The organism is Comamonas sp. MYb69, from assembly GCF_037479315.1.
Taxonomy (GTDB): Bacteria; Pseudomonadota; Gammaproteobacteria; order Burkholderiales; family Burkholderiaceae_C; genus Comamonas.
In genome coordinates, this window is sequence record NZ_JBBGZG010000010.1 from 93,639 (window position 1) to 116,993 (window position 23,355).

The 23,355-nt window shown below is 62.9% G+C and carries 18 protein-coding genes and 1 pseudogene; 15 read left to right on the forward strand and 4 right to left on the reverse strand.

Annotated elements, in window-relative coordinates; all coding sequences use genetic code 11:
- The first annotated feature begins 92 nt into the window (after nucleotides 1–92).
- The 6 genes and pseudogenes from WH303_RS14995 to WH303_RS15020 all read left to right on the forward strand — a co-directional run bounded on the left by WH303_RS14995 (nucleotide 93) and on the right by WH303_RS15020 (nucleotide 9,491).
- On the forward strand, nucleotides 93–2,495 hold the full coding sequence (locus tag WH303_RS14995) for a glycosyltransferase (RefSeq protein WP_158400444.1): 2,403 nt from the start codon (nucleotides 93–95) through the stop codon (nucleotides 2,493–2,495).
- Nucleotides 2,492–5,080, forward strand: a complete 2,589-nt coding sequence (locus WH303_RS15000) for a phytanoyl-CoA dioxygenase family protein (RefSeq protein WP_339519463.1) — start codon at nucleotides 2,492–2,494, stop codon at nucleotides 5,078–5,080. Before WH303_RS14995 ends, WH303_RS15000 begins: the two co-directional genes overlap by 4 nt.
- A 14-nt stretch (nucleotides 5,081–5,094) precedes the next feature.
- Nucleotides 5,095–5,928: an ABC transporter permease gene (locus WH303_RS15005; protein ID WP_158400442.1), complete on the forward strand. Its 834-nt coding sequence runs from the start codon at nucleotides 5,095–5,097 to the stop codon at nucleotides 5,926–5,928.
- A gap of 192 nt (nucleotides 5,929–6,120) precedes the next feature.
- Nucleotides 6,121–6,711 (forward strand): annotated as a pseudogene (locus tag WH303_RS15010) (ABC transporter ATP-binding protein); the annotation flags it as partial.
- A 75-nt stretch (nucleotides 6,712–6,786) separates the two neighbouring features.
- Nucleotides 6,787–8,244, forward strand: a complete 1,458-nt coding sequence (locus WH303_RS15015; protein ID WP_339519466.1) for a cryptochrome/photolyase family protein — start codon at nucleotides 6,787–6,789, stop codon at nucleotides 8,242–8,244.
- A 35-nt stretch (nucleotides 8,245–8,279) separates the two neighbouring features.
- Nucleotides 8,280–9,491, forward strand: a complete 1,212-nt coding sequence (locus WH303_RS15020; RefSeq protein WP_339519468.1) for a S41 family peptidase — start codon at nucleotides 8,280–8,282, stop codon at nucleotides 9,489–9,491.
- 261 nt (nucleotides 9,492–9,752) lie between these two features.
- Here WH303_RS15020 and WH303_RS15025 read toward each other — a convergent pair whose 3' ends face one another.
- A complete protein-coding gene (locus WH303_RS15025) occupies nucleotides 9,753–10,757 on the reverse strand; it encodes a Bug family tripartite tricarboxylate transporter substrate binding protein (RefSeq protein WP_339519469.1) in 1,005 nt (334 codons plus the stop codon).
- Here WH303_RS15025 and WH303_RS15030 point away from each other — a divergent pair.
- The 6 genes from WH303_RS15030 (at nucleotide 10,756) to WH303_RS15055 (ending at nucleotide 16,388) form a co-directional block, all read left to right on the forward strand.
- Nucleotides 10,756–11,079, forward strand: coding sequence for a hypothetical protein (locus WH303_RS15030; RefSeq protein WP_339519470.1), 324 nt, complete (start codon nucleotides 10,756–10,758; stop codon nucleotides 11,077–11,079). The two genes, WH303_RS15025 and WH303_RS15030, sit on opposite strands and share 2 nt — an antisense overlap.
- A 63-nt stretch (nucleotides 11,080–11,142) precedes the next feature.
- Nucleotides 11,143–12,498: a four-carbon acid sugar kinase family protein gene (locus tag WH303_RS15035; RefSeq protein WP_339519471.1), complete on the forward strand. Its 1,356-nt coding sequence runs from the start codon at nucleotides 11,143–11,145 to the stop codon at nucleotides 12,496–12,498.
- The gene (pdxA, locus tag WH303_RS15040; RefSeq protein ID WP_339519473.1) at nucleotides 12,495–13,493 is read left to right on the forward strand and encodes a 4-hydroxythreonine-4-phosphate dehydrogenase PdxA; all 999 of its coding nucleotides are present in this window, start codon (nucleotides 12,495–12,497) and stop codon (nucleotides 13,491–13,493) included. The genes WH303_RS15035 and pdxA overlap by 4 nt, the downstream gene beginning before the upstream one ends.
- Before the next feature lie 20 nt (nucleotides 13,494–13,513).
- The gene (locus WH303_RS15045; RefSeq protein WP_339519474.1) at nucleotides 13,514–14,650 is read left to right on the forward strand and encodes an iron-containing alcohol dehydrogenase; all 1,137 of its coding nucleotides are present in this window, start codon (nucleotides 13,514–13,516) and stop codon (nucleotides 14,648–14,650) included.
- A 9-nt stretch (nucleotides 14,651–14,659) separates the two neighbouring features.
- Entirely contained in the window at nucleotides 14,660–15,556 is an 897-nt protein-coding gene (locus tag WH303_RS15050; RefSeq protein WP_339519476.1) for a dihydrodipicolinate synthase family protein, read from the forward strand.
- A gap of 67 nt (nucleotides 15,557–15,623) precedes the next feature.
- Nucleotides 15,624–16,388 (forward strand): DeoR/GlpR family DNA-binding transcription regulator, encoded by a 765-nt coding sequence (locus WH303_RS15055; RefSeq protein WP_339519478.1) that lies wholly within the window; start codon nucleotides 15,624–15,626, stop codon nucleotides 16,386–16,388.
- A gap of 15 nt (nucleotides 16,389–16,403) precedes the next feature.
- Here WH303_RS15055 and WH303_RS15060 read toward each other — a convergent pair whose 3' ends face one another.
- Genes WH303_RS15060 through WH303_RS15070 form a run of 3 tightly spaced genes read right to left on the reverse strand, consistent with a single transcriptional unit; the run spans nucleotide 16,404 to nucleotide 18,723 of the window.
- On the reverse strand, nucleotides 16,404–17,381 hold the full coding sequence (locus WH303_RS15060; RefSeq protein ID WP_339519479.1) for a zinc-binding dehydrogenase: 978 nt from the start codon (nucleotides 17,379–17,381) through the stop codon (nucleotides 16,404–16,406).
- A gap of 11 nt (nucleotides 17,382–17,392) precedes the next feature.
- A complete protein-coding gene (locus WH303_RS15065) occupies nucleotides 17,393–18,073 on the reverse strand; it encodes a type 1 glutamine amidotransferase domain-containing protein (protein ID WP_339519481.1) in 681 nt (226 codons plus the stop codon).
- Nucleotides 18,070–18,723: a TetR/AcrR family transcriptional regulator gene (locus tag WH303_RS15070; RefSeq protein WP_021025220.1), complete on the reverse strand. Its 654-nt coding sequence runs from the start codon at nucleotides 18,721–18,723 to the stop codon at nucleotides 18,070–18,072. The genes WH303_RS15065 and WH303_RS15070 overlap by 4 nt, the downstream gene beginning before the upstream one ends.
- A 447-nt stretch (nucleotides 18,724–19,170) precedes the next feature.
- On the opposite strand from WH303_RS15070, the gene WH303_RS15075 reads away from it, so the two are divergent.
- The 3 genes from WH303_RS15075 to WH303_RS15085 all read left to right on the forward strand — a co-directional run bounded on the left by WH303_RS15075 (nucleotide 19,171) and on the right by WH303_RS15085 (nucleotide 23,307).
- Entirely contained in the window at nucleotides 19,171–21,039 is a 1,869-nt protein-coding gene (locus tag WH303_RS15075) for an Ig-like domain-containing protein (RefSeq protein WP_339519482.1), read from the forward strand.
- Between the two features lie 499 nt (nucleotides 21,040–21,538).
- Nucleotides 21,539–22,117 carry a TetR/AcrR family transcriptional regulator gene (locus WH303_RS15080; protein WP_021025218.1) on the forward strand — a complete coding sequence of 193 codons (579 nt, stop codon included), beginning with the start codon at nucleotides 21,539–21,541 and terminating at the stop codon, nucleotides 22,115–22,117.
- A 158-nt stretch (nucleotides 22,118–22,275) separates the two neighbouring features.
- Nucleotides 22,276–23,307, forward strand: coding sequence for an NAD-dependent epimerase/dehydratase family protein (locus WH303_RS15085; protein ID WP_339519484.1), 1,032 nt, complete (start codon nucleotides 22,276–22,278; stop codon nucleotides 23,305–23,307).
- The last annotated feature ends 48 nt before the right edge of the window (nucleotides 23,308–23,355 follow it).

The window sequence follows — 23,355 nt, forward strand, 5'->3', positions numbered from 1 at the left end:
TTCACAAAGTGAATCTGGTAAACAGCTGATGCTGGCACGGTCGCAGGGGCGCGATGCTGGGTGTGTTTGCCAAGGCATCCTCTGGCTCTTTCATGATTCCGTCCAGCGCACCTGCCATCTTTACCATCTGCTCGAACAACTACCTGCCCATGGCCAGGGTGTTGCTACAAAGTGCAGGCCAACAGCACCCCGAGGCGGATATCTATCTCTGCCTGGCCGATGCATTGCTCGACGAACCAGATTTCTATGCGGGCGACTTCAGGGTCGTCACTGCAGACGCGCTGGGCATTCCCGACTTTCAGGAGTTCGCGTTCCGCTACGGGATCATGGAGTTCAACACGGCGGTCAAGCCGTTCATGTTCCGCCACCTGATGGCGCAGGGCTATGCCCAGATGGTCTACCTCGATCCGGATATCGAGGTGCTGGCGCCGCTGGACCATGTCTTTGCCTTGCTGGACGATGGCGCTTCTCTGGTGCTGACCCCGCACCTGACCCAGCCCGCGGAGCGGGACGCCTTTCCGGACGATGTGGGCATCATGCGTGCGGGGGTCTTTAACCTGGGCTTTCTGGCGGTGGGCGCATGCCCGGAGGCCGAGCGTATCATCGCCTGGTGGGGTGGGCGGCTGCAGTACCAGTGTGTGAACGAGCCCGAGCGCGGCATCTTTGTCGACCAGAAGTTCATGGACCTGGTACCTGGCTTTGCCGCCGATGCGCGCATTCTGCGCGAGCCGGGCTACAACCTGGCGTACTGGAACTTGCACCAGCGTGACCTGCAGATGCAGGGCGACGGCTGGACGGTGGATGGCGAGCCGCTGCGGTTTTTCCACTTCAGCGGCATTGACCCGGCCGATCTGCGGCAGCTCTCCAAATACACCACGGCCTTTGGCCTCGGTGCCATCTCGCCGCCCTTGGCGGCCCTGATGCGGCGCTATGCCCGGCAGGTGCTGGCTCATGGCCATGGCCGCGTGCCGGCGGCCAGCTATGTCTATGGGCGGTTTGCCTCGGGCACGCTGATTCCAGAGGTTGTGCGGCGCATGTTCCGGGATGGGCATCGCTGCTGGTCAGGCGGCGATCCTTTTGAGGCCTATGAGGCCTACCTGCAACTGCCCAGCCCCAGCAGTCCCCTGAGTGGCAGGGGCTATGTCACGCGGCTGATGGCCGAGTTGCATGCGCGCGAGGCCTGGTTGCAGCAGACCTTTGACCTGCGCTCGACGCAAGGGGTCGCTGCCTATATTGATTGGTTCTGTTTGCATGCCCGCAGCCAGCTGGGCGATGCACGCCTGGTGGAGCCGGTGCAGCTGCGGGCGGCGCGCGTGTCTGATGCGCTGCCGCCAGCGCGCTTGCCAGCGCCGGCTGCGCCTGGTGAGGCACAGCTGACCGTGGTGGGCTACCTGCAGGTGGCATCGGGCGTTGGGGAGGCCGGGCGGCAGACGCTGCGGGCCGCGGTGCATGCGGGTTTTCGCGCGCAGGGCCTGGCGATCCGTCCGCCTTCCTTGCCCGAGGCAGTCGACGCGGAGCTGGCGCCTTGGATCAGTGAGGAGCAGGCCGCCCAGGTGCAGATCTTCAACGTCAATGCCGACCAGTTGCCCGCAGTGATCCGCGACCTGGGAGGGCGCTTGCCACGCAAAAGCTGGCGGTCGGTGGTGCCGTTTTGGGAGCTGGAGCATTTTCCCGATGACTGGATGCCGGCCTTCGACCTGGTGGACGAGGTGTGGGCGCCGACACGCTATGTGCAGAAAATGCTGGTCAACCGCTTGAACAAGCCGGTGCTTTACATGCCGCCGCAACTGAGCTTTGTGCCGCCGCCGCCGGCACCGCGCGCGCAGTGGGCCGTGCCTGAGCAGGCCTTTGTGTTTTTCTTTGCGTTTGATTTTCTGTCCTTTGTCGAGCGTAAAAATCCACTGGCCTTGCTGCGCGCGTTCCGCGAGGCCTTTCCATCTAAAGGCGCTGCAGAAGTTTGCCTGGTGATCAAGACGCTCAACGGCCACCGGGCCGGCGCGCACAGCCAGGCTTTGCTGGAAGCGCTGCAGCGCGATCCCTGCGTGGTGCTGGTCGACCAACTGCTGGGTCGGGTTCAGAGCCTGCAGCTGATGGCCTGCTGTGACGCCGTGGTGTCGCTGCACCGCAGCGAGGGACTGGGCCTGTTGGTGGCAGAGGCCATGCAGCTGGGGCTGCCCGTGGTCGCGACTGACTATTCGGCCACCACCGAACTTGTTTCTCCCTCCACCGGATGGCCGGTGGCCTGCAAGCTGGTCCCCGTACCGGAAGGTGCTTATCCGTACCACCAGGGGCAGGTCTGGGCCGAGCCGGATGTGGTGCATGCCGCCTGGCAGATGCGGCAGGTCTACCTGCACCGGGCCGAGGCCGCGCGCCGTGCCAGCCATGCGCGTGCGCGGCTGGAGGCGGAATTTGGCGCAGATGCCACCTCCCAGCGGCTGCGCCGCCGGCTCGCTGCGTTGTTGGCCGGTGGTGAGCGGCTGGGAGAGGCGGCATGACGGAGCAGGCCAGCGCCACAGCAGCTACCGGCATGCGGCGCTGGCTGGTCGTTGGCGATATCGGCGGCGCGGCGCAGTTCCATGTCGGTGACGAGGCCATGTTTGCTGCGAATCTGCAACTGCTGCAGCGCCTGTGCCCGCAAGCGCAGCGCGTGGCCGTCTCGCGGGACCCGGCATTCACGGCAGCCACCTACGGCATCGCGGCCGTGCCGCGCCTGGGCTTTGCCGATTGCGCGAATGAGGCCGAGCGCGAAGCGCTGTTGGCGCAGCTCTGCGCTCCGTCACATGCCCATTGGACGCAGCGCAGGCCTGCGGCGATGGAGGCCTTGCGCGATGCGCACGATGGCCTGCTCATCTCAGGTGGTGGCAATCTGCGCAGCATCTGGCCGGCATTTTTGTACGAACGCCTGGCCTTGGCGCGCCAGGCACAGCGCCTGGGTGCACCCGTCGCGATCCTAGGCCAGACCCTGGGCCCGGAGTTGACTGACCGCCACCGCGCCATGCTGGCCGAGCTGCTCGCGATGGCCACATGGGTCGGGATGCGAGAGCAGCGCAGCTACCAGTTGGCGCTGGCGCTGGGTGTGGATGCCAGCCGGCTGTCTCTGCAGCTCGACGATGCCCATGGCCTCGGGCAGCAGCCCAGTCGCGAGTCCTATTTGCCTATGCCGTTTGCGATGGACCAGCCCTGGATGGCGCTGAGCTTTCATCCTTTATGCGATCCGAATGGCAGCGATCCCTTGCTCGACAGCCTGGCCCAGCAGTTGGAGCAGGTGGCGCAGCTGACGGGCTGCGCGCCTGTATTCATCCCGCATGCCAGGGCAGATGGTGCACATGGCGCGCCCTGGTCAGATGCTGACATGGGCCGAGCTGTGGCGGCGCGCATGCGCCATACCCCTGTGGTTTTGCTGCCGGTGATGCTGCCCGAGCAGGTGGCATGGCTCACGGCCCAGGCTCATCTGGTGGTCAGCTCGCGCTACCACCCGCTGGTGTTTGGGCTGGCGGCAGCCAAGCCTTGTCTGGGCATCTGGAGCGATCACTACACCCGCACCAAAATGCAAGGGGCGCTGGCGCACCATGGAAGCGCCCATGCCGCCTGTGGCGTGCAGGAAGTACGCGAAGGTCGGCTGAGCCGCCGCATCGCAGCGCTATGGCAGGGGCGCCAAGCTTGGCAGGCCTACCTGGCCGCGCAGGGCCGGATGCTGGTCGACGACGAAGCGCGCAGGCAACAGGCGCTTGCGACATTGCTGATAACGGGGCAGATGCCCGAGGTACCGATTTCTGCCATCCAGGCTGGCCAGGCCCCGGCTGCTGCAGTCGACAAGCCCGCTTCGGAGACGCCCAGCTCGCGGCTCCTGTCTCCCAATGCTTTCCGAAGGAGGTCTTCCATGGTCACCGAGGCCGACTGGCAACAATTCGCCCAAGACGGTTATCTGCACCTGGGCCAGGTGCTTGCCCCAGAGGCGCTGGAGGCATTGCGGCAGCGTGCCGATGCGCTGGCGCTGGGGGAGGTGTACAACCCGGCGGTGCAGATGCAGCTCGATACCGGGGGCGCCTACGAGGAGCTGCCCGGGGCCGTCGAGCGCTTTGAGGAGGGCACGCTGCGCTACCGCAAAATCCAGGGCCTGGAGCATGACCCGCTGTATGCACAGCTGATCGACCAGCCGGTCTTCAAGACTATCTGCGCGGGCATGTATGGCGCGCATGCGGCGGTATCGATTTTTCGGGCGATGGTGATGAACAAGCCTGCCGGCCACGGCACCTTGCTGCCCTGGCACCAGGATGGCGGCGCCGTCTGGCAGCTGGACCGCGATCCCTTGGTCACCATCTGGGTGGCGCTGGACGATGCCAATACCGCCAATGGCTGCATGGATGCGATCCGGGGCTCGCACCGGCTGGGTCTGCTCAGCACACAGGGCAGCACCTTGACCGAAGACGCGGTGCGTGCGCATTGCCCGCCCGAACTGACCGTGCCGTTGGAAGTGAAAGCCGGGCATGCGCTGCTGATGCACAACTGGCTGATCCACCGCTCGGGCCTCAACACCTCGCCCACGCCCCGGCGCGCCTTCACCATGTGCTGCATGGATGCCCGCACGCGCAACCTGCTGACCGGGGCGCAGTTTCCGGTGGTGTACGGCTCGCAGCCCAGCGTGCCCGATGCCTATGTGCAGCAACTGCAGGCGGACCTTGCCGCGCAGACCGAGCGATTTGGCAATGCGGAGCGCTATGCCCAGGACCTGTTGGCGACCAATGACAAGCGCCAGGCGATGATCGATGAGGCGACGCAGTACGCACGTAGCCTGGAGGCCGAGCTGGCGCGTTGGCAGCAAGGCGGCGGCGCAGCGCAAGAGGGGCGGCGCGCAGGTTCTGCGGTGGTGCAGATGCGCCAGGAGATTCTGGATTTGAACAACGCCCTCAAAACCGCATATGAGCAGGGCGGTGGAGGCGGCCAGGAAGTGGCGCGCTTACGCCAGCAGGTCGCTGATCTGAATGCCAGCATCGAGGCGCTGCACCAATCGGCCTCCTGGCGCATCACCGCGCCACTGCGCCGCTTGTATGAGCGCCTGATACTGCGCTCGGAACGCTGATGGCCCCCCACAGCATGCCCCCCACAGAGCGCCAGGCCCCCGATGGCCGTTGGCAGCGTCAGGCTCAGTTGCTGCTGCAGGACCTGTCCCAGTCGCTGCGGCAGTGGCCGCTGTGGATGCATCTGGGCTGGCAGGATTTGCTGCGGCAGTACCGCCGGTCTTTTCTGGGGCCGGCCTGGATTGCCATCAACATGGCGATATTCACCGCAGCCTTTGGCTGGATCGGTTCACAGCTCTTCAACCAAAATCCCAGAACCTATGTGCCTTACTTCTGTCTGGGCAACGTGTTCTTCGGCTTTCTGACGACGATGTTCAATGAGGGTTGCCGCACCTACATCGAGGCAGCGGCCTTCCTCAAGCAAGCCGCTTACCCCAAGTTCAGCTTTGTGTTTCGGGTGATGTGGCGCAGCTTGCTGATGCTGCTGCACCAGCTGCCGCTGATCGTGGTGGTGCTCTGGTATGGCGGTTACCTGGGTGGAGCGCTGTGGCTGGTCTGGCTGGCGGGCCTGGCGCTTACGGTGCTCAGTGCCACCTTGGTGCTGGCCGTGCTGGCGGCGCTGGCCACCCGCTACCGTGATGTGCCCATGGTCGTGGCCAGTGTGCTGCAGATTGCGTTTTTTGTGACCCCGGTGATGTGGCATGCCAGCCAACTGAGCAGCGACCGGGCACAGCTGCTGACGACCCTCAACCCGCTGGCCGTCTGGCTGGATCTGATGCGCCAACCGCTGCTGGGAGCTGCGCCAGCGCCCAGTACCTGGCTGGCGGCCGGGCTGGTGTTGGCGCTGTTGCTGGTGATGTGCAGTCTCACCTACCTGTTTGCGCGTCGGCGAATCAATTACTGGCTCTAAGCCCTGCCAGACAACCCAAGCTAAGGCAGCATGCAACCCTTTATCCAGCTCCGTGATGTCGACATTGCGTTCCCGGTGTTTGATGCCCAAAGCCTGGGCCTCATCAATACCTTGGTGCGCTTTAGTGGCCTGCATGGCAGGCGCGCTGCGGGCCCTGCGCCGATGCGCTCGGTGCAGGCCTTGCATGGCATTAACCTGTCGCTCCAGCCGGGCGACCGCATCGGTTTGATCGGCCACAACGGCGCGGGCAAATCCACCTTGCTGCGGGTGCTCTCCGGGGTGTACGAGCCGGTGCGGGGTGAGGTACGCCAGCACGGCAGCGTCTCGGCCCTGACCGACATCATGCTGGGCATGGATCCCGAGGCCTCGGGCCTGGATTTCATCATCACCCGCGGCATAGTCATGGGGCTGTCCAAACGGCAAGCGGGTGACTGGGTAGAAGAGATGGGCGCCTTTACCGAGCTGAGCGAGCGGCTGTATATGCCGGTGCGCACCTACTCTACCGGCATGCTGCTCAAGTTGGCGTTTGCTGTGGCCACCGCCATTACGCCTGATATCTTGCTGATGGATGAAATTATCGGGGCTGGAGACGCCAAGTTTCAAGAGCGGGCGCAAAAGCGCCTGCATGACCTGATGTCTCGGGTGAGTATTCTGGTGGTGGCCAGTCACAACGAACAGCTGCTCAGGTCCTTTTGCTCGCATGCGCTGGTGCTGCACCAAGGCACAATAGTGCACCGGGGGACCGTCGACGAGTGCCTGGATTTCTACCATGCAAACTCCTGAGTGGTAGACGGCGCTAGCTGTACGCTGCGGCTGTCCTACTTCCGAATAAATAGCCAGACAAGGAAACCGATCACCATGGCCAGCCGCGCCCTGGTATGGATGCGTCGCGATTTGCGCTGCGACGACCATGCCGCTCTCTTCCATGCCTTGCGCCGCTTCGAGCAGGTGTATTGCGTCTTCGTTTTTGATACCGACATCCTGGACCTGTTGCCCACGCGCGAGGACCGGCGGGTGGACTTTATCCATGCCAGTGTGCTCGCGCTGGACGAGGACCTGCGCCAGTTGGCAGCGGGCAGCGGAACGACCGGCGCGGGCCTGCTGGTGCGCCATGGGTCGGCTGCGCAGGAGGTGGTGCAGCTGGCGCAGGCGCTGGGCGTGCAAGAGGTGCTGACCAACCGCGACTACGAACCCGAGGCCATTGCCCGCGATGCGCGCGTGGCCGGTGATTTGCAAGCGGCCGGCATTGCCTTTAGCGATTACAAGGACCAGGTGCTGCTGGACCGCGATGAGGTGCTGACCCAGCAAGGCCATCCCTACAGCGTGTTCACGCCCTACAAGCGCGCCTGGCTGCAAAAGCTCGATGCCTTCCAGTGCAAAGCCTACCCGGTGGCGTGCTATGCCGGGCATCTGGCGGCATTGCCCAAGGGCGAAGCGATTCCGTCGCTGGCCGATCTGGGCTTTCAGCCCAGCAATCTGGCGTCGCTCAAGATTCCCACCGGCAGCTCTGGCGCGCAGCAACTGCTGCAGGATTTTTTGCCGCGCATGGCGGCTTACCAGGACGCACGGGATTTTCCGGCGGTCAAGGGCGTCTCCTACCTGTCGGTGCATCTGCGTTTTGGCACCGTGTCGATCCGCCAACTGGCCGCCCTGGCCGTTGCGCAGGCACGCACGGGCTGCGAGGGCGCGCAGACCTGGCTGTCGGAGCTGGCCTGGCGCGACTTCTACGCGATGATTCTCTGGCACCACCCGCAGGTGGTGACCCAGTCGTTCCGCCCCATCTACGACAAGGTGCAGTGGGACGATGCGCCCGAGCTGTGGCAGGCCTGGTGCGAGGCACGCACCGGCTACCCGCTGGTCGATGCCGCCATGCGCCAGCTGCTGCAGACCGGCTATATGCACAACCGCCTGCGCATGGTCGTCGCCAGCTTTTTGACCAAGGACCTGGGCATTGACTGGCGCGCGGGCGAGCGCTTTTTTGCCCAGCACCTCAATGACTATGACCTGTCATCGAACAATGGCGGCTGGCAGTGGGCGGCGTCGACCGGCTGCGACGCCCAGCCCTGGTTCCGCATCTTCAACCCCATCACCCAGTCCGAGCGCTTTGACCCAGATGGCAAGTTCATCCGCCGCTATCTGCCAGAACTCGCCAAGGTGCCCGGCCGGTATATCCACTTTCCCGCTGCGATGAAGCCGCTGGAGCAACAAGCCTGCTGTCTGCAGCTGGGGCGCGACTACCCGCAGCCGGTGGTGGACCACGGCCGGGCGCGCGAGCGGACCTTGATGCGGTTTCACTTTATGAAGAATCCGGATTGAGGGAGCTGCTGGTTGGCAGCATCACCTTTAACTAAATGAAGCTATTCAACGATAAAGAGGTGGTTACTTTGAAGATTGCATTTCGAGCTTCGATAGTAGGGTCCCTGCTGTGGACACTCGCAGCCGCAAGTTCTTTCGCTCAGCCTGCTGGACCTCTTCCGAAAGAAGAGTTACTGGTTCTCTCTGCCGCATATGGTGTGCTCCAGCGCTCCCTGGTGGTGAAGCCAGACGATCGCGCGCTGATTGTCGCGGCCACAAAGGGCATGCTTCGGGGTGCTGACCCGGATTCGGGTGAATACTTTACCGCGGACGAGTTTGAAGCGTATCGTCAGCCTAGGCGAGCGAACCTAGAGTCAATTGGTGCGGAAGTCAAATTTCGAGATGGCCGATATCTTCTTGCACCGTTGGAGGGTAGTCCAGCGGCTCAGGCAGGAATTGTGTTCCCGGACCAGCTGTATGCAATTGATGGTGTTCGGATCAAGGGGCTCGATGCGTCTCTGGTGGCAGAGAAGCTAGCAGGACCTCCTGGAACCACTGTTGCGCTCACCGTTTTTCGTGAATCCACGCTTTCCGTGCACACTTTCCAGGTAGAGCGCAAAGCTTTTACCGTGCGAGGCGCCCAGCTTTCCCGCTTGGCGGCAAATGTAGTACACCTGCGCGTTGCCCATTTCACAGCTTCCTCCCTGCAGGAAGCAGCTGATGCTCTAAAGGCAGCTTGGCAAACTGAGCCGTTTCAGGCGATCGTTCTCGATTTGCGCGGATGTCCGGGTGGTCTCCTTGACTCCTCGGTGGGGTTTGCTGCCATGTTCTTGCCAAAAGATGCCATGGTGGTGCGGACGGAAGGCGCTAGCACTGAGTCAAACATCACCTATCTGGCAGCTCCCGCGTTCTACCTAAGAAAAGGGAGCCCCGATCCGTTGGTTGGCTTGCCTACAGAAGTCCATACCATGCCCGTCGCAGTGTTGGTCGACAACGCCACGTCATCCGGTGCAGAGATAGTGACAGCCGCGCTGCAGGATCACAACAGGGCGGTGATCATTGGACGTCCGACTTTCGGGCGGGCCAGCATTGAAACTGTGCAGCCTTTGCAAATTGGCGGTATCAAGTTCACCAGTTCATACTACTTTCCGCCTAGTGGTCGCAAGATACAGGGCGTCGGAGTAATCCCTGACCACATTGTCGAAGATGCATCTGCACCCGACACAATGCGTGTTGCACTGAGAGAACTAAAGCAAGGGAAAGAATGATTCGGTTTGCAGGGGTTCAGAGTTACAGGTCCTTCTCACTCGATTTTCGTCGCGCTTCCAGCTAGACGAAGGATGCAGCAGTAGTAGGCCAGTCAGCTTCGCGCAATTGCCCAGGTTAGTGAGGAAATATCGGAGATTCCAGCAAGGGTTCGATATAACCATCAACCAGTCAATGACCATGTCTAAATGCCATAAAACCCGAACGGAATAGACGTGCAGAGCCCGCCATGCCGGTGGGATCCACACAAAACCACTCAACCATCAATCAATCTTCAAGCCAATCGCGCTGATCACCGAGCCATAGCGGTCCAGCTCGGCCTTGGTGAACTTGGCCAGCTCGTCCTGGGTGCTGGCCTTGCTGCGCACGCCCAGCTTGGTCAGGCGGTCCTTGGCGTCGGCATCGGCCAGGGCTTCGTTCAGCGCCTGGTGGAGTTTGGCCAGCACCTCGGGGCTGGTTTTGGCGGGGGCGTAGAGGGCGTACCAGGCGTTCACGACAAAGTTGGGGTAGCCGCTCTCGGCAAAGGTGGGCACATTGGGCAGCTCGGGCAGGCGCTCGGTGCTGGCAACGGCTAGGGGCCGCACTTTGCCAGAGGTGATCAGTGGCGTGGCGCTCGTCAGCGTGTCAAAGATCATGTCGATGCGGCCGCCCATCAGGTCCATGGTGTGGGCATTGCCGCCCTTGTAGGGTACATGGGTCATGTCCACATTGGCGGCGCGCTTGAACAGCTCGGCACTCAAATGCAGCGGCGAGCCATTGCCGGCCGAGCCGTAGGTGAGGGTGGCCGGCGTCTTTTTGGCCTGTTCCACGACCTGCTTGACATCCTTGAATGGCGAGTTGGTGGCGACTTCCAGCACGATGGGGGCTTCGCCGATCATGCCGACCGGGGCGAAATCCTTGATCGCGTCATAGCCTGGCTGGCGGTACAGGTGCGGGCTGATCGCATGGCTGGAGAGGGAGCCCAGCACCAGGGTGTAGCCGTCACCGGGCGCCTTGGCCGCCAGCGCGGTGCCAATGGTGGTGCCTGCGCCGCCCCGGTTGTCAACGATGACGGACTGCTTGAGGATCTCCCCCATCTTCTGGCCCACGATGCGGCCCACCGCATCGTTGGCACCGCCGGCCGGGTAGGGCACGATCAAGGTGATGGGCTTGGCAGGATAGGCGGCATCTGCCGCCTGGCTGGCCAGCGGAGCGAGGCCCAGCAGCAGGCTGCTGGCAAGGAGGAAGCGGCGGCGCGTGGCGGCAGAAGCAGGGTTGGAAGCGAACATGGTGGGACACCTCAAGGGCTGGTGGTTCAGAAATGACTTCAGGGCTGAAGACGGAATGGTTTTTGGTGGTTATTTGATCAAAACAATCAAAATTGATAATTTTTTGAACGCTTCGATCAGAACTCTTTTTGCCAAAGTCTCCAATCAGGACTTTCCCCGAGTTGGTGCATGCACCATCGTGCGGAATCGCTGCACACTGGCGGTGCGTATGGGGGCTAGATGTAGTGGGTTTCGACCTAAACTAACTGCTTTCTCGATCAAATCGATCATTTTCGATGCGTTGAATCAAGGGTTAACCCTTGTTTTATCCCGCTTTGAATGAATTATGATTGAATCAATCAATTTTAAGGCTTGGTGTGATGACTGAGTCGACCGAAAGCCCCGCATGAGCCCGCGTTCCCTTCCGCACTACCTGGTTGTCGCCGACGACCTCTCCGGCGCAGCCGACTGCGCTGCGGGGTTTGCGAGCGCCGGTCTCTCCACGAGCGTGCTGCTGGATGCGCAAGCCAGCGCTGGTGCCCAGGGTGATGTGGCGGTGCTCACGGTAGACACCAACAGCCGGCGCGATACGGCGGCTGAGGCTGCTGCCAAGCTGCAGGCGGTGCTGGCTGCGCCGGCATCGCAGGGCCGCCGGGTGCTCAAGAAAATCGATTCCACCTTGCGGGGCGGCTGGGCGCAGGAGGTGGCTGCGTTGCAAGCTGCGCTCCATGCCATTGCGCTGGTGGCTCCGGCCTTCCCGCAGATGGGCCGCACGATGCAGGGCGGCGTGGTGTATGTGCACGGCGTGCGCCTGGCCGATACCGCGACCTGGCAGCTGGAGCATGCGGACCGCGAGGACCGCGCGGCGCAGCAGCTGCAGGCCGCAGGACTGCGCTGCGACAACCTGCCCGCCAGCGTGCTCGATGCCGGCCCAGAAGCGACCGCACAAGCAATTGCCAATGCACGTGAGCAGGGCGTGCAGGCACTGGTGTTTGATGTGCTGACTGACAAACACCTGCAGACCTTGGCCCAGGCCAGTCTGCAGATAGAGCAGGCTTTTTGCGTGTGCTCTGCCGGCCTCTCGCATGCGCTGGCGCAGCAGGTGCAGCCAGTGTCTGCCTTGGCCGCATCGCTGGATGTACCGCATGCCGCTGGGCGTTTGCCCAGTGTGGTCACCGTCGTTGGCAGCATGTCGGCGATTGCGCAGCAGCAGCTGGCGTATTTGGCCGAGCAGCCACGCACGCGGCTGCATGTGGTGCCACCTGGCTGCTTGCGCAGCGACGTGCAGACGACCCAAGGCCAGACCCTGGTGCAGCCGCTGGTGCAGACGCTGGTACAGACCATCAGCGACGAAGTGGCCCAGGGCCTGGATGTCGTGGTCAGCCTCGGAGCGGACGCGCAGACGGATCCGGCCGAAGGCCCGATGCTGGCCCGGCAGCTGGCGCGTTTGCTGCACGCGCCCATGGCCGCGGCAGCGGGCCTGGTCATCACCGGTGGAGAGACGGCCCGGGCGGTACTGGAAGAACTGCAACTGCGCAGCCTGCGTGTGCATTCCGAGAGCGAACCCGGTGTGGTGCTGTGCATCACCGAGAACCAGGATATCGAACAAGACACCCGGTGCCAGTGGATTGCCACCAAGGCGGGAGCCTTTGGCCATCCCGCATCGCTGCAGCGCGCAAGCCGCGCCATCCATTCATTGCTGGCTGCCCAACCCCCAGGCGGCCACACCGACCCACTCCCTACAGAAAGCAAGCAAAGATGAGCCATTCTCTGCCCGTCATCGGAATCACCATGGGAGACGCTGCCGGCGTGGGCCCTGAAATCATTGTCAAGAGCTTTGCGAACGACAGCCTGTACAGCCTGGCCAAAGCCGTGGTCATTGGCGACGCCAAGCGGCTGCAGAAGGCCAATGCGCTGCTGGGCACCCAGGTGCGTGTGCGGGCCATAGAGGACATTGCCGATGCCGCCTTTGAGCGGGGCGTCATCGACTGCATCGATCTGCAGCTGATCCCCGATGACCTGGCCTTTGGCAAGCTCTCGCCCGTGGCCGGGGATGCGGCGTTCCGCTTTATCGAGCGTGCGGTGGAGCTGGCCAAGGCCCGAAAGATCGATGCGATTTGCACCGCGCCGCTGAACAAGGAGGCACTGCATGCCGGTGGCCACAAGTTTCCCGGCCACACGGAGATGCTGGCGCACCTGACGGGCGTGGAAGAGGTCTCGATGATGCTGGTTGCGCCCAATCTGCGGGTGATCCATGTGACCACACATATCGGCTTGCTCGATGCCATCCGCAAGATCGAGCCGGGCCTGGTCGAGCGCACCATCCAGCGCGGCTACGACACCTTGCGCAAGGCGAGCATCGCCAACCCACGGATTGCAGTGTGCGGCATCAACCCGCATGCCGGTGAGAACGGCCTGTTTGGCTATGGCGAGGAAGAAGAAAAGATCATCCCCGCCGTGCAGAAGCTGCGCGAGAGGGGCATGGACATTGAAGGCCCACTGCCGGCCGACACGCTGTTCTTCCGCGCCGGGCGCGGTGATTTTGACCTGGTGGTCGCCATGTACCACGACCAGGGCCATGGCCCCGTCAAGGTGCTGGGCCTGGATGCGGGCGTGAACATCACCGTGGGGCTGGATGTGATCCGCACCTCGGTGGACCATGGCACGGCGTTTGACATTGCCGGCAAGGGCATTGCCGATGAGCGCAGCCTGCTGGAGGCTTTGCGCCAGGGCGCAGAACTCGCAACGCGCATCTAAAAAATCCGGGAGACAAAGACATGCATATCCATAGCACCGTCCTGAGCGGCCACAAGGTCCTCGACGACATCCCCTACCTGGTAAGCGGCAAACACAAGCTGCTGTTTGTCAGCGACCAGAACATCTCCGGCATCGCAGGCGTGCAGGCGCTGCTGGCCCAGCTGCGGCGCGCGGCGGCCGAGGTGCTGGTGGTCGACGATGTGCCGCCCGAGCCATCCGATGCCGATGTGGAGCGCATTCTGCAGGAGCGCGATCTGCGCGGCGTGGATTTTGTCGTGGGCGTAGGCGGCGGCAGTGTGCTGGATGTGGCCAAGCTGCTGTCGGCACTGGCGCACCCGGAGTCGCCCAGCTTGGCCGAGTTGCTGGCGGGCACCAAGGTCACGCAGCGGGTCAAGGCGCTGATGGTGCCGACGACGGCGGGGACGGGCTCGGAAGCGACGCCCAATGCGATCCTGGCGATCCCTGCGCGCGAGACCAAGCAGGGCATCATCTCGCCGGTGCTGCTGCCCGACTATGTGGCGCTGGCGCCGGAGCTGACGGTAACCATGCCGCACAAGATTGCGGCCTCGACCGGGGTCGATGCGCTCTGCCACCTGATCGAGTGCTTTACCGCCAGCATTGCCAACCCGGTCGCCGACAACTACGCGATGATCGGCATGAAAAAGCTGTTCGAAAACATCGAGCTGTCGGTGGCCGAACCCGACAACCTCGAAGCCAAGCTCAACATGCTCTGGGCCTCGTACTACGGCGGCGCCTGCATTGCCCATGCCGGCACGCACCTGGTGCATGCCATGTCCTACCCGCTGGGCGGCAAGTACCACATCCCGCATGGCGTTGCCAATGCCATCTTGCTCGCGCCTTGCTTTGAGTGGCTGCGCCCGCTGTGCGTTGCCAAGCTGGCACGCGCTTACGAGCTGGTGCCCGGTGCCAATCTGGCACTGGACGACGAGGGCAAATCGCATGCGCTGGTCGCTTACTTTGCCGATCTGGTCAAGCGCCTGCGCCTGCCGGCCAGCCTGCAAGAGCTGGGCATTGGCCGCGACCACCTGCCCGATCTGGTGAAGGCCGCGCTCGATGTGCAGCGCCTCATCAAGAATGTGCCCGGGGCCGTCACGGGCGCCGATATCGAAAAGGTCTACCTGAAGCTGTTCAACTGAGACAACACCATGGCAAACACGCAAAAACTCCAAGGCATTCTGACGGCCATCATCACCCCCATGGACGCGGAGGACCGCTTTGCCGAGGCACCGTTCCGCGAGCAGATCGACCGCCAGATCCAGGCGGGCAATGGCATTTTCTGCGGCGGCACGAATGGCGAATTCTTTGCACTGACCGAGGGCGAAAAGCGTCGCGTGGCCGAGGTTGCGATGGAGCAAGTCGCTGGGCGCGCCAGCGTGGTCGGCCATGTGGGCGAGGTATCGACGGCAGAATGCATCCGCGCCGGCCGTGAGATTGCCCGCCTGGGCGTGGATGCGGTTGCCGCCATCACGCCCTGGTTTGTGCCGCTGTCGCAGGATGAGCTGCATGGGCATTTCAGCGCGATTGCCGATGCGCTGGAGGTGCCCGTCTATCTGTACAACATCCCCGCGCGCACCGGCAACACCATTGCGCCAGAGACCGCCAAGCGCCTGGCCGCGCACCCCAATATCGCCGGCATCAAGGACAGCGCCGGCAGCCATGAAAGCCTGAGCGGCTTTCTGAAGGTCGCTAAGGAAGTGCCTGATTTTGTCGTGTTCAACGGGCCCGACAGCCTGATCCACCAGGGCTTTGTCGAAGGCTGCGCCGGCGCCGTATCGGGCCTGGCCAATGCCGCGCCGCGCGAGATCAATGCGATCTGGACGCGCTTTGCCGCGGGTGACATTGCCGGCTCGCGCCAACAGCAGGAGACCGTCACCAGCCTGCGCGAGACGCTCTACAAGGTCTGCTTTGCGCCGGCCGCCGTCAAGCGCGCGGTGCAACTGCTGGGCTACCACGTGGGCAACAGCAAGTACCCCGTGCGCATCAGCGCCGAGCAGGAGGCGCAGATGCGCGAAATCCTGCAGGCCCATGGCATATCGGGTTGAGGCGTTGCTGACTCGGTTAAGCTCTTATCCGTTATCGCTATTGCGCTGTAGCCAGCCCACGCATCCCATGAAGGTCGCCAACCGTAGAGAGTCCATTTTGCATGCCGTGAATTCGGGCATGACCGATGTGGCCGCGCTGTGCGCGAGGTTTGCCATCTCCGAGGCCACCGTGCGCCGTGACCTGCAGGCGCTGCAGCAGGACGGGCGGCTGCTGCGCGTCTACGGTGGCGCCGTGGCGGCGCCGATTCGGCATGAGCCCGAAGAATCGCTGGAGCTGCGCAAGGTGCATGACGGCGAGGCCAAAGCCGCGATTGCGCGCAAGGCCATCAGCCTGATCGAGCCGGGCGACACCCTCTTTATCGATGGCGGCACCACCACCGATGCGCTCGCGCGCCTGCTGCCCAAGGACGATTCGCTGCGCATCATCACCAACAACCTGCTGGCGCTGAACACGCTGAGCAGCCGTGATATCCCCGTCACCTTGATCGGCGGCGACCTGCGCCGGGGCAGCATGAGTGTGTACGGGTCGCTCGCTGACATGGCGCTCGAGCGCCTCACATTCGACAAGGTGTTTTGCAGCGCCGATGGCATCGATGCCGAGTTTGGCGTTTGCGAAGGCTCGATCGAGCAGGCCTGGTTCAAGGAAAAGCTGTTCCGCCGCACGCGCGAGGTCTATATGCTGGCCACTGCTGAAAAGCTGGGCCGCAAGTCGCAGATGAACTGGTCGCCCATCCACCGCCAGTGGACCCTGATCACCGATGCCGCACCCGAAAGCCATGCCGTGCAGGCCTTTGGCAACCACCCCTTTGTGACGGTGGTGCCGGTCGCCTGAGGGCATGGGCCCCCGTCAAGGCCTGAGCAGCACCTTGCCTTTGCGGCCCGGCTGCAGGCTGGCTGCGGCCGCTTGGGCGGCGTCGCCCAGGTCATAGATGGCCTCGGTCGGCAGCTTCAGCTCACCACCCACAATGCGTTGGATCAGCTCAGTGATCAGGCGGCGTTTGTCCTGTGCGGACAGGGCCTCGCTCACCTTGCTGCCCCAAAAGCCCTTGACGATGGCCTGTTTGAAGATCATCGCGCCCGAGTCAATCTGCATCGGCTCGCCGGCCATGGTGCCAAACGACACCAGGGTGCCGCCTTCGCCCAGCAAGGCCAATAGCGCTGCGCTGGATGCGCCGCCAATCGAATCGACGGCGGCGTAAGCACCTTGGGGGCCAAGCAGCGCGCTGGCGCTTTGCTTCCAGTCCGCTTGCGCGGTGGACAGGACGTTGGCAATGCCCAGCTGGCTGAGCTCCTCGACACCCGCATCGCGGCGCACCAGGTTGAGCACCTGCACACCCCGCGCACTGGCCAGCATGGCCAGGGTCTTGCCGACGGCGCCATTGGCCGTGTTCTGCGCAATCCATTGCCCGGCTTGCACGTTCAAAAACTCCAGCAGCATCAAGGCGCTGAGCGGCATGGCGATGAGCTGGGCGGCCACTTCATCGGGGATGGCTTCGGGCAAGGGCACCAGCAGGCGCGCGGGCGCCAGAAAGTGCTCGGCCCAGGTGCCGTGGACGCCGGCCACCGCAACGCGCTGCCCCAGCGTGACGCCTTCGACGCCAGCGCCGAGCGCATCGACCAGGCCCACGGCCTCGCTGCCGCCAATGGCCGGCAGCTCGGGCTTGTAGCCGTAGCGGCCCCGGATGGTCCAGAGGTCATGGTTGTGGATGGGGGCGAGCAAGGTCTTGATACGAACCTCGCCAGCCGCCGGCTGGGGCATGGGCTGCTCGCCCAGGCTCAGGACCTCGGCGGGCTCGCCGAAGCTGGTGTGAATGGCACTGCGCATGGTGACTGTCCTTATTTTGCGAGCATGGACAGCAGGGCCTGGGCCACCGCTTCGCTGCTGGCGGGGTTCTGGCCGGTGACCAGGCGCCCATCGACCTCGACATGCACCTGCCAATCCGGGCCCTTCTGGTAGTCAGCGCCCAAGCGGCTGAATTCATCTTCAATCAAAAAGGGCACCACGGCGGTGAGGCCAACTGCGTTTTCTTCGCTGTTCGTAAACCCCGTCACGCGGCGGCCTGTCACCAGGGGCTGGCCATCGGCGGCCTTGACATGGATGAGGGCGCCCGGCGCATGGCAGACCAGGCCCAGCGGCTTGCCTGCGCGCTCAAAGGCCTCCAGTAGCGCAATCGACTTGGCGTCATTGGCGAGATCCCAGAGCGGGCCATGGCCGCCGGGGTAGAAGACGGCATCAAAGTCATCGGCCTGGATCTGGACCAGTGGCGTGGTCGCTGCCAACGCGGCCTGTGCCTGCGGGTCCTTGCGGAAGCGCTCGGTGGCGGCGGTCTGGGCATCGGGCTCATCGCTCTTGGGGTCCAGCGGCGGCTGGCCGCCCAGCGGGGATGCGAGTGTGATGTCGGCGCCTGCGTCCTGGAAGGCATAGTAGGGCGCGGCAAATTCTTCCAGCCAGAAACCGGTCTTGCGGCCTGTGTCGCCAAGACGGTCGTGCGAGGTCAGTACCAATAGAACTTTCATGGGGACTCCTTGAGGGATGGGTGGAGGGGTTGGGGTGAGGAGGGTGCCGATGCGCTGCAGGTCAGCAGGTGCACCGTGGCCGCCCGCGCTTGCAGCAGAGACGATCGGTCCTGGCTCAGCTTGGCCAGCAGCGCTGCGCCCAGCCACATCTGGTAGAGCACGCGCGCGACCACGAGCGACGGCGGGCCTGCGGGCAGCGAGCCATCGCCACGCGCCTCGTCAATGACGGCAGCGATCCTGGCCAGCAGCCGCTGCACGCCGCCATCGAGCACCTGGCGCATTTCTTCGGACAGGTCAGCAACCTCGGCCGCGAGCTTGACCACCAGGCATTCTTCGGCCCAGCCGCAGTGCGCATCACCGGGCGCCGCAATCCAGGCGTCCCAGTAGCGCATCAGGCGTTCATTGCCGGTGCCGTCCGCTGCCAGCAGGCTATCCACCTTGCGGCCATAGCCATCGACATACTGCTGCAGCAACGCGCAGCCAAAGGCCTCTTTCGACGGGAAGTAGTGGTAGAACGAGCCCTTGGGCACGTTGCAGGACTTGAGAATTTCCTGCAGACCCACAGCCGCAAAACCTTTGCGCAACACGAGCTGGTGCCCGGTGTCGAGGATGTGCTGGCGGGTGGCTTGCGCTTTCGGGGTCAAGGTCATGGGCTCGATTGTAGTAAAAAATAGACCGGTCGTCTACAAGGCGGGGTGTTGGTTCCTGTGTTCCTGAACCTAGGGCGCTCACCGTTGGTGATCCGCCCGAATTGCGGCGCCCCAACCGTACGCTGGTCTGAGCCGAATCCTGCAGAAACCGCTACAAATCTGCCCGATGTTTCAAATGGATAGTAATGTAAACAATTGTTAACAAATCTTCCTTTGGATTTTTTAATTAATATTTTTATAGTTGTCACCGCTAAGATTGGTGGACGCGACTTCCTGCTATTTTTTACCGCTGAATTTTCCATGCCTGGAATGACATTCTTCTGAATCAAGAGGCTATTTTTTGATAATGGCTGAAGAGTGGATATATTCCTATCACCCTATTTGTGGTGTATGGTGATGTTTGCTTGCTGGTGGTCTGTGTGATTTTTGACGTATGGGCAAGATGTCGTGAATGCTCTTGGTTCGGCTATTTATTATCAATACACGGCTTTGCCCATGATGATGTATAAAAATAATGCGACAAAATTTACAGGTGCTGCTGCACTCTTGCTGGTTGCCGTGGCTGGCATGGGTAAAGCAGAGGCTGCCGCTTGCCGGGTATTGTTCAATGGTCTGAATACCTACCCTGCAGCGCAGTCGTTAATTCTCAATGGCGTGAATGTGGTGCCCACCAATTCGCCGTCCGCTATTTCAAATTTCTTGTCTGGCCCCAGCGCCAATTTGCCGCAGTATGATGCCATCTGGCTGCATTGGTATAACGCAACCTATTCTTCGGCGAGTACCCCTTCTGTTGCGGACGCCGCTGCATTGGTCGCCTACCTGGGCGGGGGTGGCCGGGTGCACTTTACCCAAGATTATGGCAATAATTTTTATAATGAATGGGCTGTAGGTGTCATGAATGCCAGAGTGGCCTCTGGCTCTGGCGGTGGAAGTATAGCAACCGGGCCTAATTCGGTTTATGGTGGTGCTTGGACAGTGAACAGCGCGGCTATTGGGAATATCGATGCCTTTCCGTTTTCGTTAGGTGCTTCGGTCATGTTTGATAACGGCGGTGTGTTGCTGGGCCCGATTCCTGCGCAGAATCGGCTGGCTTACCAAATGTCGTTGAGCGATCCTGCGGCACCGATCAGTGTGGCTGCCTTTGGCGAAGCAGATATGAACGGCAATGCCGGACGCATCACTTATTTTGGTGATGGCGGCAATCTAGGGGGAGCGAACCAAACCGATGCGAACATGCAGGTCATCAAGAACCTGCAGGCGTTTTTGCTGGCTCCCTCAGCCTGCCGAGCCCCGCTGGCTGCGCAGGAGGACTCCGGCACGATGGATGCGGCCGGAGGGATTGCCATCAGCAATGTGCTGGCCAACGATGATATGAATCCAGGTGGTTTGCATGGGCAGGTGGTGCCGACGCTTGGATCCGTCGTGACGATGGCGGAACTGCCAGGGACCAATACGTCCCCTGCGGGCTTTCCCATGGTCCTGGATACCAATACCGGCAGCGTGAGCCTGAGCCCCGCAACTCCGCCGGGAACCTATTCCTTGGACTACCAGTACTGCCAGATCAGCAAGCCTGATAACTGCGCGACAGCAACAGCGACCGTGACGGTCAGCGGGCCGACGGAGTTGAGTGCAGTGAATGATCTGGCCTACACCACACAGGGGCAGCCTGTCAGTATCGACGTTCGCGCCAATGACACCACGGTGCCGGCCGCGCAGAGCATCGGTGTGCCATCCATCAGCCAGCAGCCATCCCATGGCAGCGTGAGCGTCGATGGCTCGGGCAACATGGTCTACACGCCCGATGCCGGTTTTTCTGGCACCGATAGCTTCGACTACCAGGTCTGTCTGGAGGCGGCACCTTCTGAGTGCAAGCCCGCAGTCGTGACCGTGAGGGTATTGGGCGTGACTGCCACGGCGGATTCAGCCAGCACCGCGATCAATACCCCCGTGACGATCCGCATTTTGGACAATGATGCCTCCAGCGACGCAACCAGCGCGCCACTGGGGGGGATGGCGACAGGCGTGTCTGCGCCAGCGCATGGTGCGGTGGCCTACAACGCCGATGGCTCCGCCAGCTACACGCCCGCATCGGGATTCTCGGGAACGGATACCTTCACATACCAGATCTGCAGCCTGCAAGGCCCGTATCCGCAGCCGGTGTGCCAGACGGCGATGGTCACGGTGGTGGTGAGTCCCGTGCAAACACCGTCGGGTGCTGGTCCTGTACAGGCGGTGCCGGTCGATAGCCCTTGGGTGCTGTGGCTGGTATCGATGGGCTTGGTCGGTCTGGCAGCGCGTCGCTATCGCTTGCGTTGATCGCTGCAGCGGTGACGGGTAGGGGAGATGGAGCAGCCGACTGCCGCTGCCAGTGCAAGCGGGCACTGGCGAAGTCTCTGCCAGTAGGCTGTCCCGGCCTGCCTTGGCCTGGCTTGGCGTGGCCGGGGTTATGCCGGATCACTCTGGTGGCTGCTTTGCCTTACCCATGGTCAGCGATCCTCTGCCAAACTCCCTGCCGTGGTCTGAGCGCGCTGTCAGGCGATCGGCTGCGTTGTTTTCCTTGGCCATAGCGACAGCTCGGCTGTAAATACCGCCTTGTGTCACCTCCAGATCCGCATCCCTTCGATTGGGCAAGGGCCATGCAGGCGACCGCCCTGGCTGGGCGGCGACCTTGCCCCTTGGCTTGTGCCGATCCGCATTTCGGCAGGCTGATGCAGGCAATGAAAAGCCTTTGCACTGTCGCAGGCAGCAGATGATGGCTTGACAGCTTGCGTCTGTATAATTAATATCCATCCGGTCGGAAATAAATATTGCTGCCATGGGACGCTCAAGAGTCATCGACCAAGATCAACTGCTGGATGCCGCCGAAGCGGTCATCGCGCGAGACGGTGCGGCCAAGCTTACGCTCGATGGGGTTGCGGCCCAGGCGGGTGTCAGCAAGGCCAGCGTCACCTACGACCACAAGACCAAACAGGGTCTGATCAAGGCCCTGGTCCACAGGGCCCTGGAGCGTGATAACGCATTCAACCAGGCCGCCGCCCGGCAGTTCAATGGTGGCGACGCACAGACGGTGCGGGGGCGCATTGCGGCAGCGGCCCATCCGCTTCCGCCACCTCAGCGTGCCGTGGCCTTGAATCTGTGCGCGGCCCTGGCGCAGGATGGGGAGCTGCGCGCGCTGATGCAGGCCAACCAGGCCATGGTCATCGCGGCCCTGCAGGCCGACGCCGCCCAGCCGCGCGCTGCCCTGGTGGCCTATTTGGCGCTCGAGGGCTTGAAGCTTCTGGAAAGCCTGGACTTCCACTCCTTCGCTGCCGCTGACAGACAGCGCCTGCTTGCGGACATCGAAGCGCTGTTGGGCGCTGCTTCTGCAGCCGCACCGGTAGCTGCGGCGGACTAACTCCCATAGGTCTCCTGGCGTCGCTAGCGCGGGTCGCGCCGGCGCTCCCTTCTCGACGAGCCCGACGGGCTGCATGCGCAGCCTGTGGCCGCCCCCTTTTCATTGCTCATTGCCAGCCCATGTTTGATTCTTCACTTCCTTTGACAGCTTCGCACGCCATGTCTGAACCGCGCCTGCGCAGGCTTTTTATCACCGGTGGCAGCGGCTATGTGGGCCGCAATGTCGTGCGGCATTTTGTAGCGCAAGGCGTTGAGGTACACGCGTTGGCGCGCAGTGCCCAGGCGGGTCAATGCTTGCATGCGCTGGGTGCCAAGCCTGTCGAGGCAGACCTGTTTTCTGCGCAACTGCCACTGGCCATGCAAGGCTGCGATGCGCTGGTGCATGCAGCGGCGGACACCCAGCATGGCCTGGCGAGCCGGGGCCAGCATCTCGTCAATGTCGAAGGGACTCGCCGGGTGCTGGCTGCAGCAGCCCAGGCACAGGTCGCGCGTGTGGTGCACATCAGCACGGAGTCGGTGTTGCTCGATGGCCGGGCGCTGGTCCATGCCGACGAAAGCCATCCCTATCCTCTGCGGCCAGCCGGAGGCTATTCGGCCAGCAAGATAGAGGCGGAACAGATCGCCTTGGCCGCAGCGCAGCAGGGCTTGCATGTTTGTGTGCTGCGCCCGCGCTTTGTCTGGGGGCGGGATGACACGACAGCCCTGCCGCAGTTGCTGCAAGCGGTCGACGCCGGCAAGTTTGCCTGGGTTGGTACGGGGCGGTACCGTACCTCGACCACCCACATTGGGAACCTGGTGCATGGCATAGAGCGGGCCTTGCTGGCGGGCGAGGCCGGGCAGTGCTATTTCATTGCTGATGCGGATGTGGTCGAATTTCGGACATTCATCAGCGACCTCCTGGCCACCCAAGGGCGGTGCGCGTCCGGCAAGTCGGTGCCTCGGTGGTTGGTGTATAGGTTGGCCTCGGTCTGCGAAGGTATTGCGCCGTGGTTGGGCGGGCGTTGGCAGCCACCGGTGACGCGGCAGGCGCTGGCCACCTCGGCCGTCGAGGTCAGTCTGAATATCGACAAGGCCCGCAACAGCCTGGGTTATGCCCCAGTGGTAAGCCGGGCTGATGGTTTGGAGGAGCTGCGGCAGCTGCGCAAAGCCCAAGCGCAGCGCAAGGATGGAAACGCCAGCGAGGCCGCTTAGCTGGAGCCCGAACCGCTACCGCTTGGCGCTCTGCAGTGCCAGCAATTG

Coding starts and splice junctions, on each gene's coding strand:
- WH303_RS15045 (WP_339519474.1), top strand. CDS start 13,514: ATGCATATCCATAGCACCGTCCTGAGCGGCCACAAGGTCCTCGACGAC.
- WH303_RS15000 (WP_339519463.1), top strand. CDS start 2,492: ATGACGGAGCAGGCCAGCGCCACAGCAGCTACCGGCATGCGGCGCTGG.
- WH303_RS15080 (WP_021025218.1), top strand. CDS start 21,539: ATGGGACGCTCAAGAGTCATCGACCAAGATCAACTGCTGGATGCCGCC.
- pdxA (WP_339519473.1), top strand. CDS start 12,495: ATGAGCCATTCTCTGCCCGTCATCGGAATCACCATGGGAGACGCTGCC.
- WH303_RS15015 (WP_339519466.1), top strand. CDS start 6,787: ATGGCCAGCCGCGCCCTGGTATGGATGCGTCGCGATTTGCGCTGCGAC.
- WH303_RS15085 (WP_339519484.1), top strand. CDS start 22,276: ATGTCTGAACCGCGCCTGCGCAGGCTTTTTATCACCGGTGGCAGCGGC.
- WH303_RS15060 (WP_339519479.1), bottom strand. CDS start 17,381: ATGCGCAGTGCCATTCACACCAGCTTCGGCGAGCCCGCCGAGGTCCTG.
- WH303_RS15070 (WP_021025220.1), bottom strand. CDS start 18,723: ATGACCTTGACCCCGAAAGCGCAAGCCACCCGCCAGCACATCCTCGAC.
- WH303_RS15050 (WP_339519476.1), top strand. CDS start 14,660: ATGGCAAACACGCAAAAACTCCAAGGCATTCTGACGGCCATCATCACC.
- WH303_RS15030 (WP_339519470.1), top strand. CDS start 10,756: ATGGTGGGACACCTCAAGGGCTGGTGGTTCAGAAATGACTTCAGGGCT.
- WH303_RS15035 (WP_339519471.1), top strand. CDS start 11,143: ATGAGCCCGCGTTCCCTTCCGCACTACCTGGTTGTCGCCGACGACCTC.
- WH303_RS15025 (WP_339519469.1), bottom strand. CDS start 10,757: ATGTTCGCTTCCAACCCTGCTTCTGCCGCCACGCGCCGCCGCTTCCTC.
- WH303_RS15065 (WP_339519481.1), bottom strand. CDS start 18,073: ATGAAAGTTCTATTGGTACTGACCTCGCACGACCGTCTTGGCGACACA.
- WH303_RS15005 (WP_158400442.1), top strand. CDS start 5,095: ATGCCCCCCACAGAGCGCCAGGCCCCCGATGGCCGTTGGCAGCGTCAG.
- WH303_RS15055 (WP_339519478.1), top strand. CDS start 15,624: ATGAAGGTCGCCAACCGTAGAGAGTCCATTTTGCATGCCGTGAATTCG.
- WH303_RS15020 (WP_339519468.1), top strand. CDS start 8,280: ATGAAGCTATTCAACGATAAAGAGGTGGTTACTTTGAAGATTGCATTT.
- WH303_RS14995 (WP_158400444.1), top strand. CDS start 93: ATGATTCCGTCCAGCGCACCTGCCATCTTTACCATCTGCTCGAACAAC.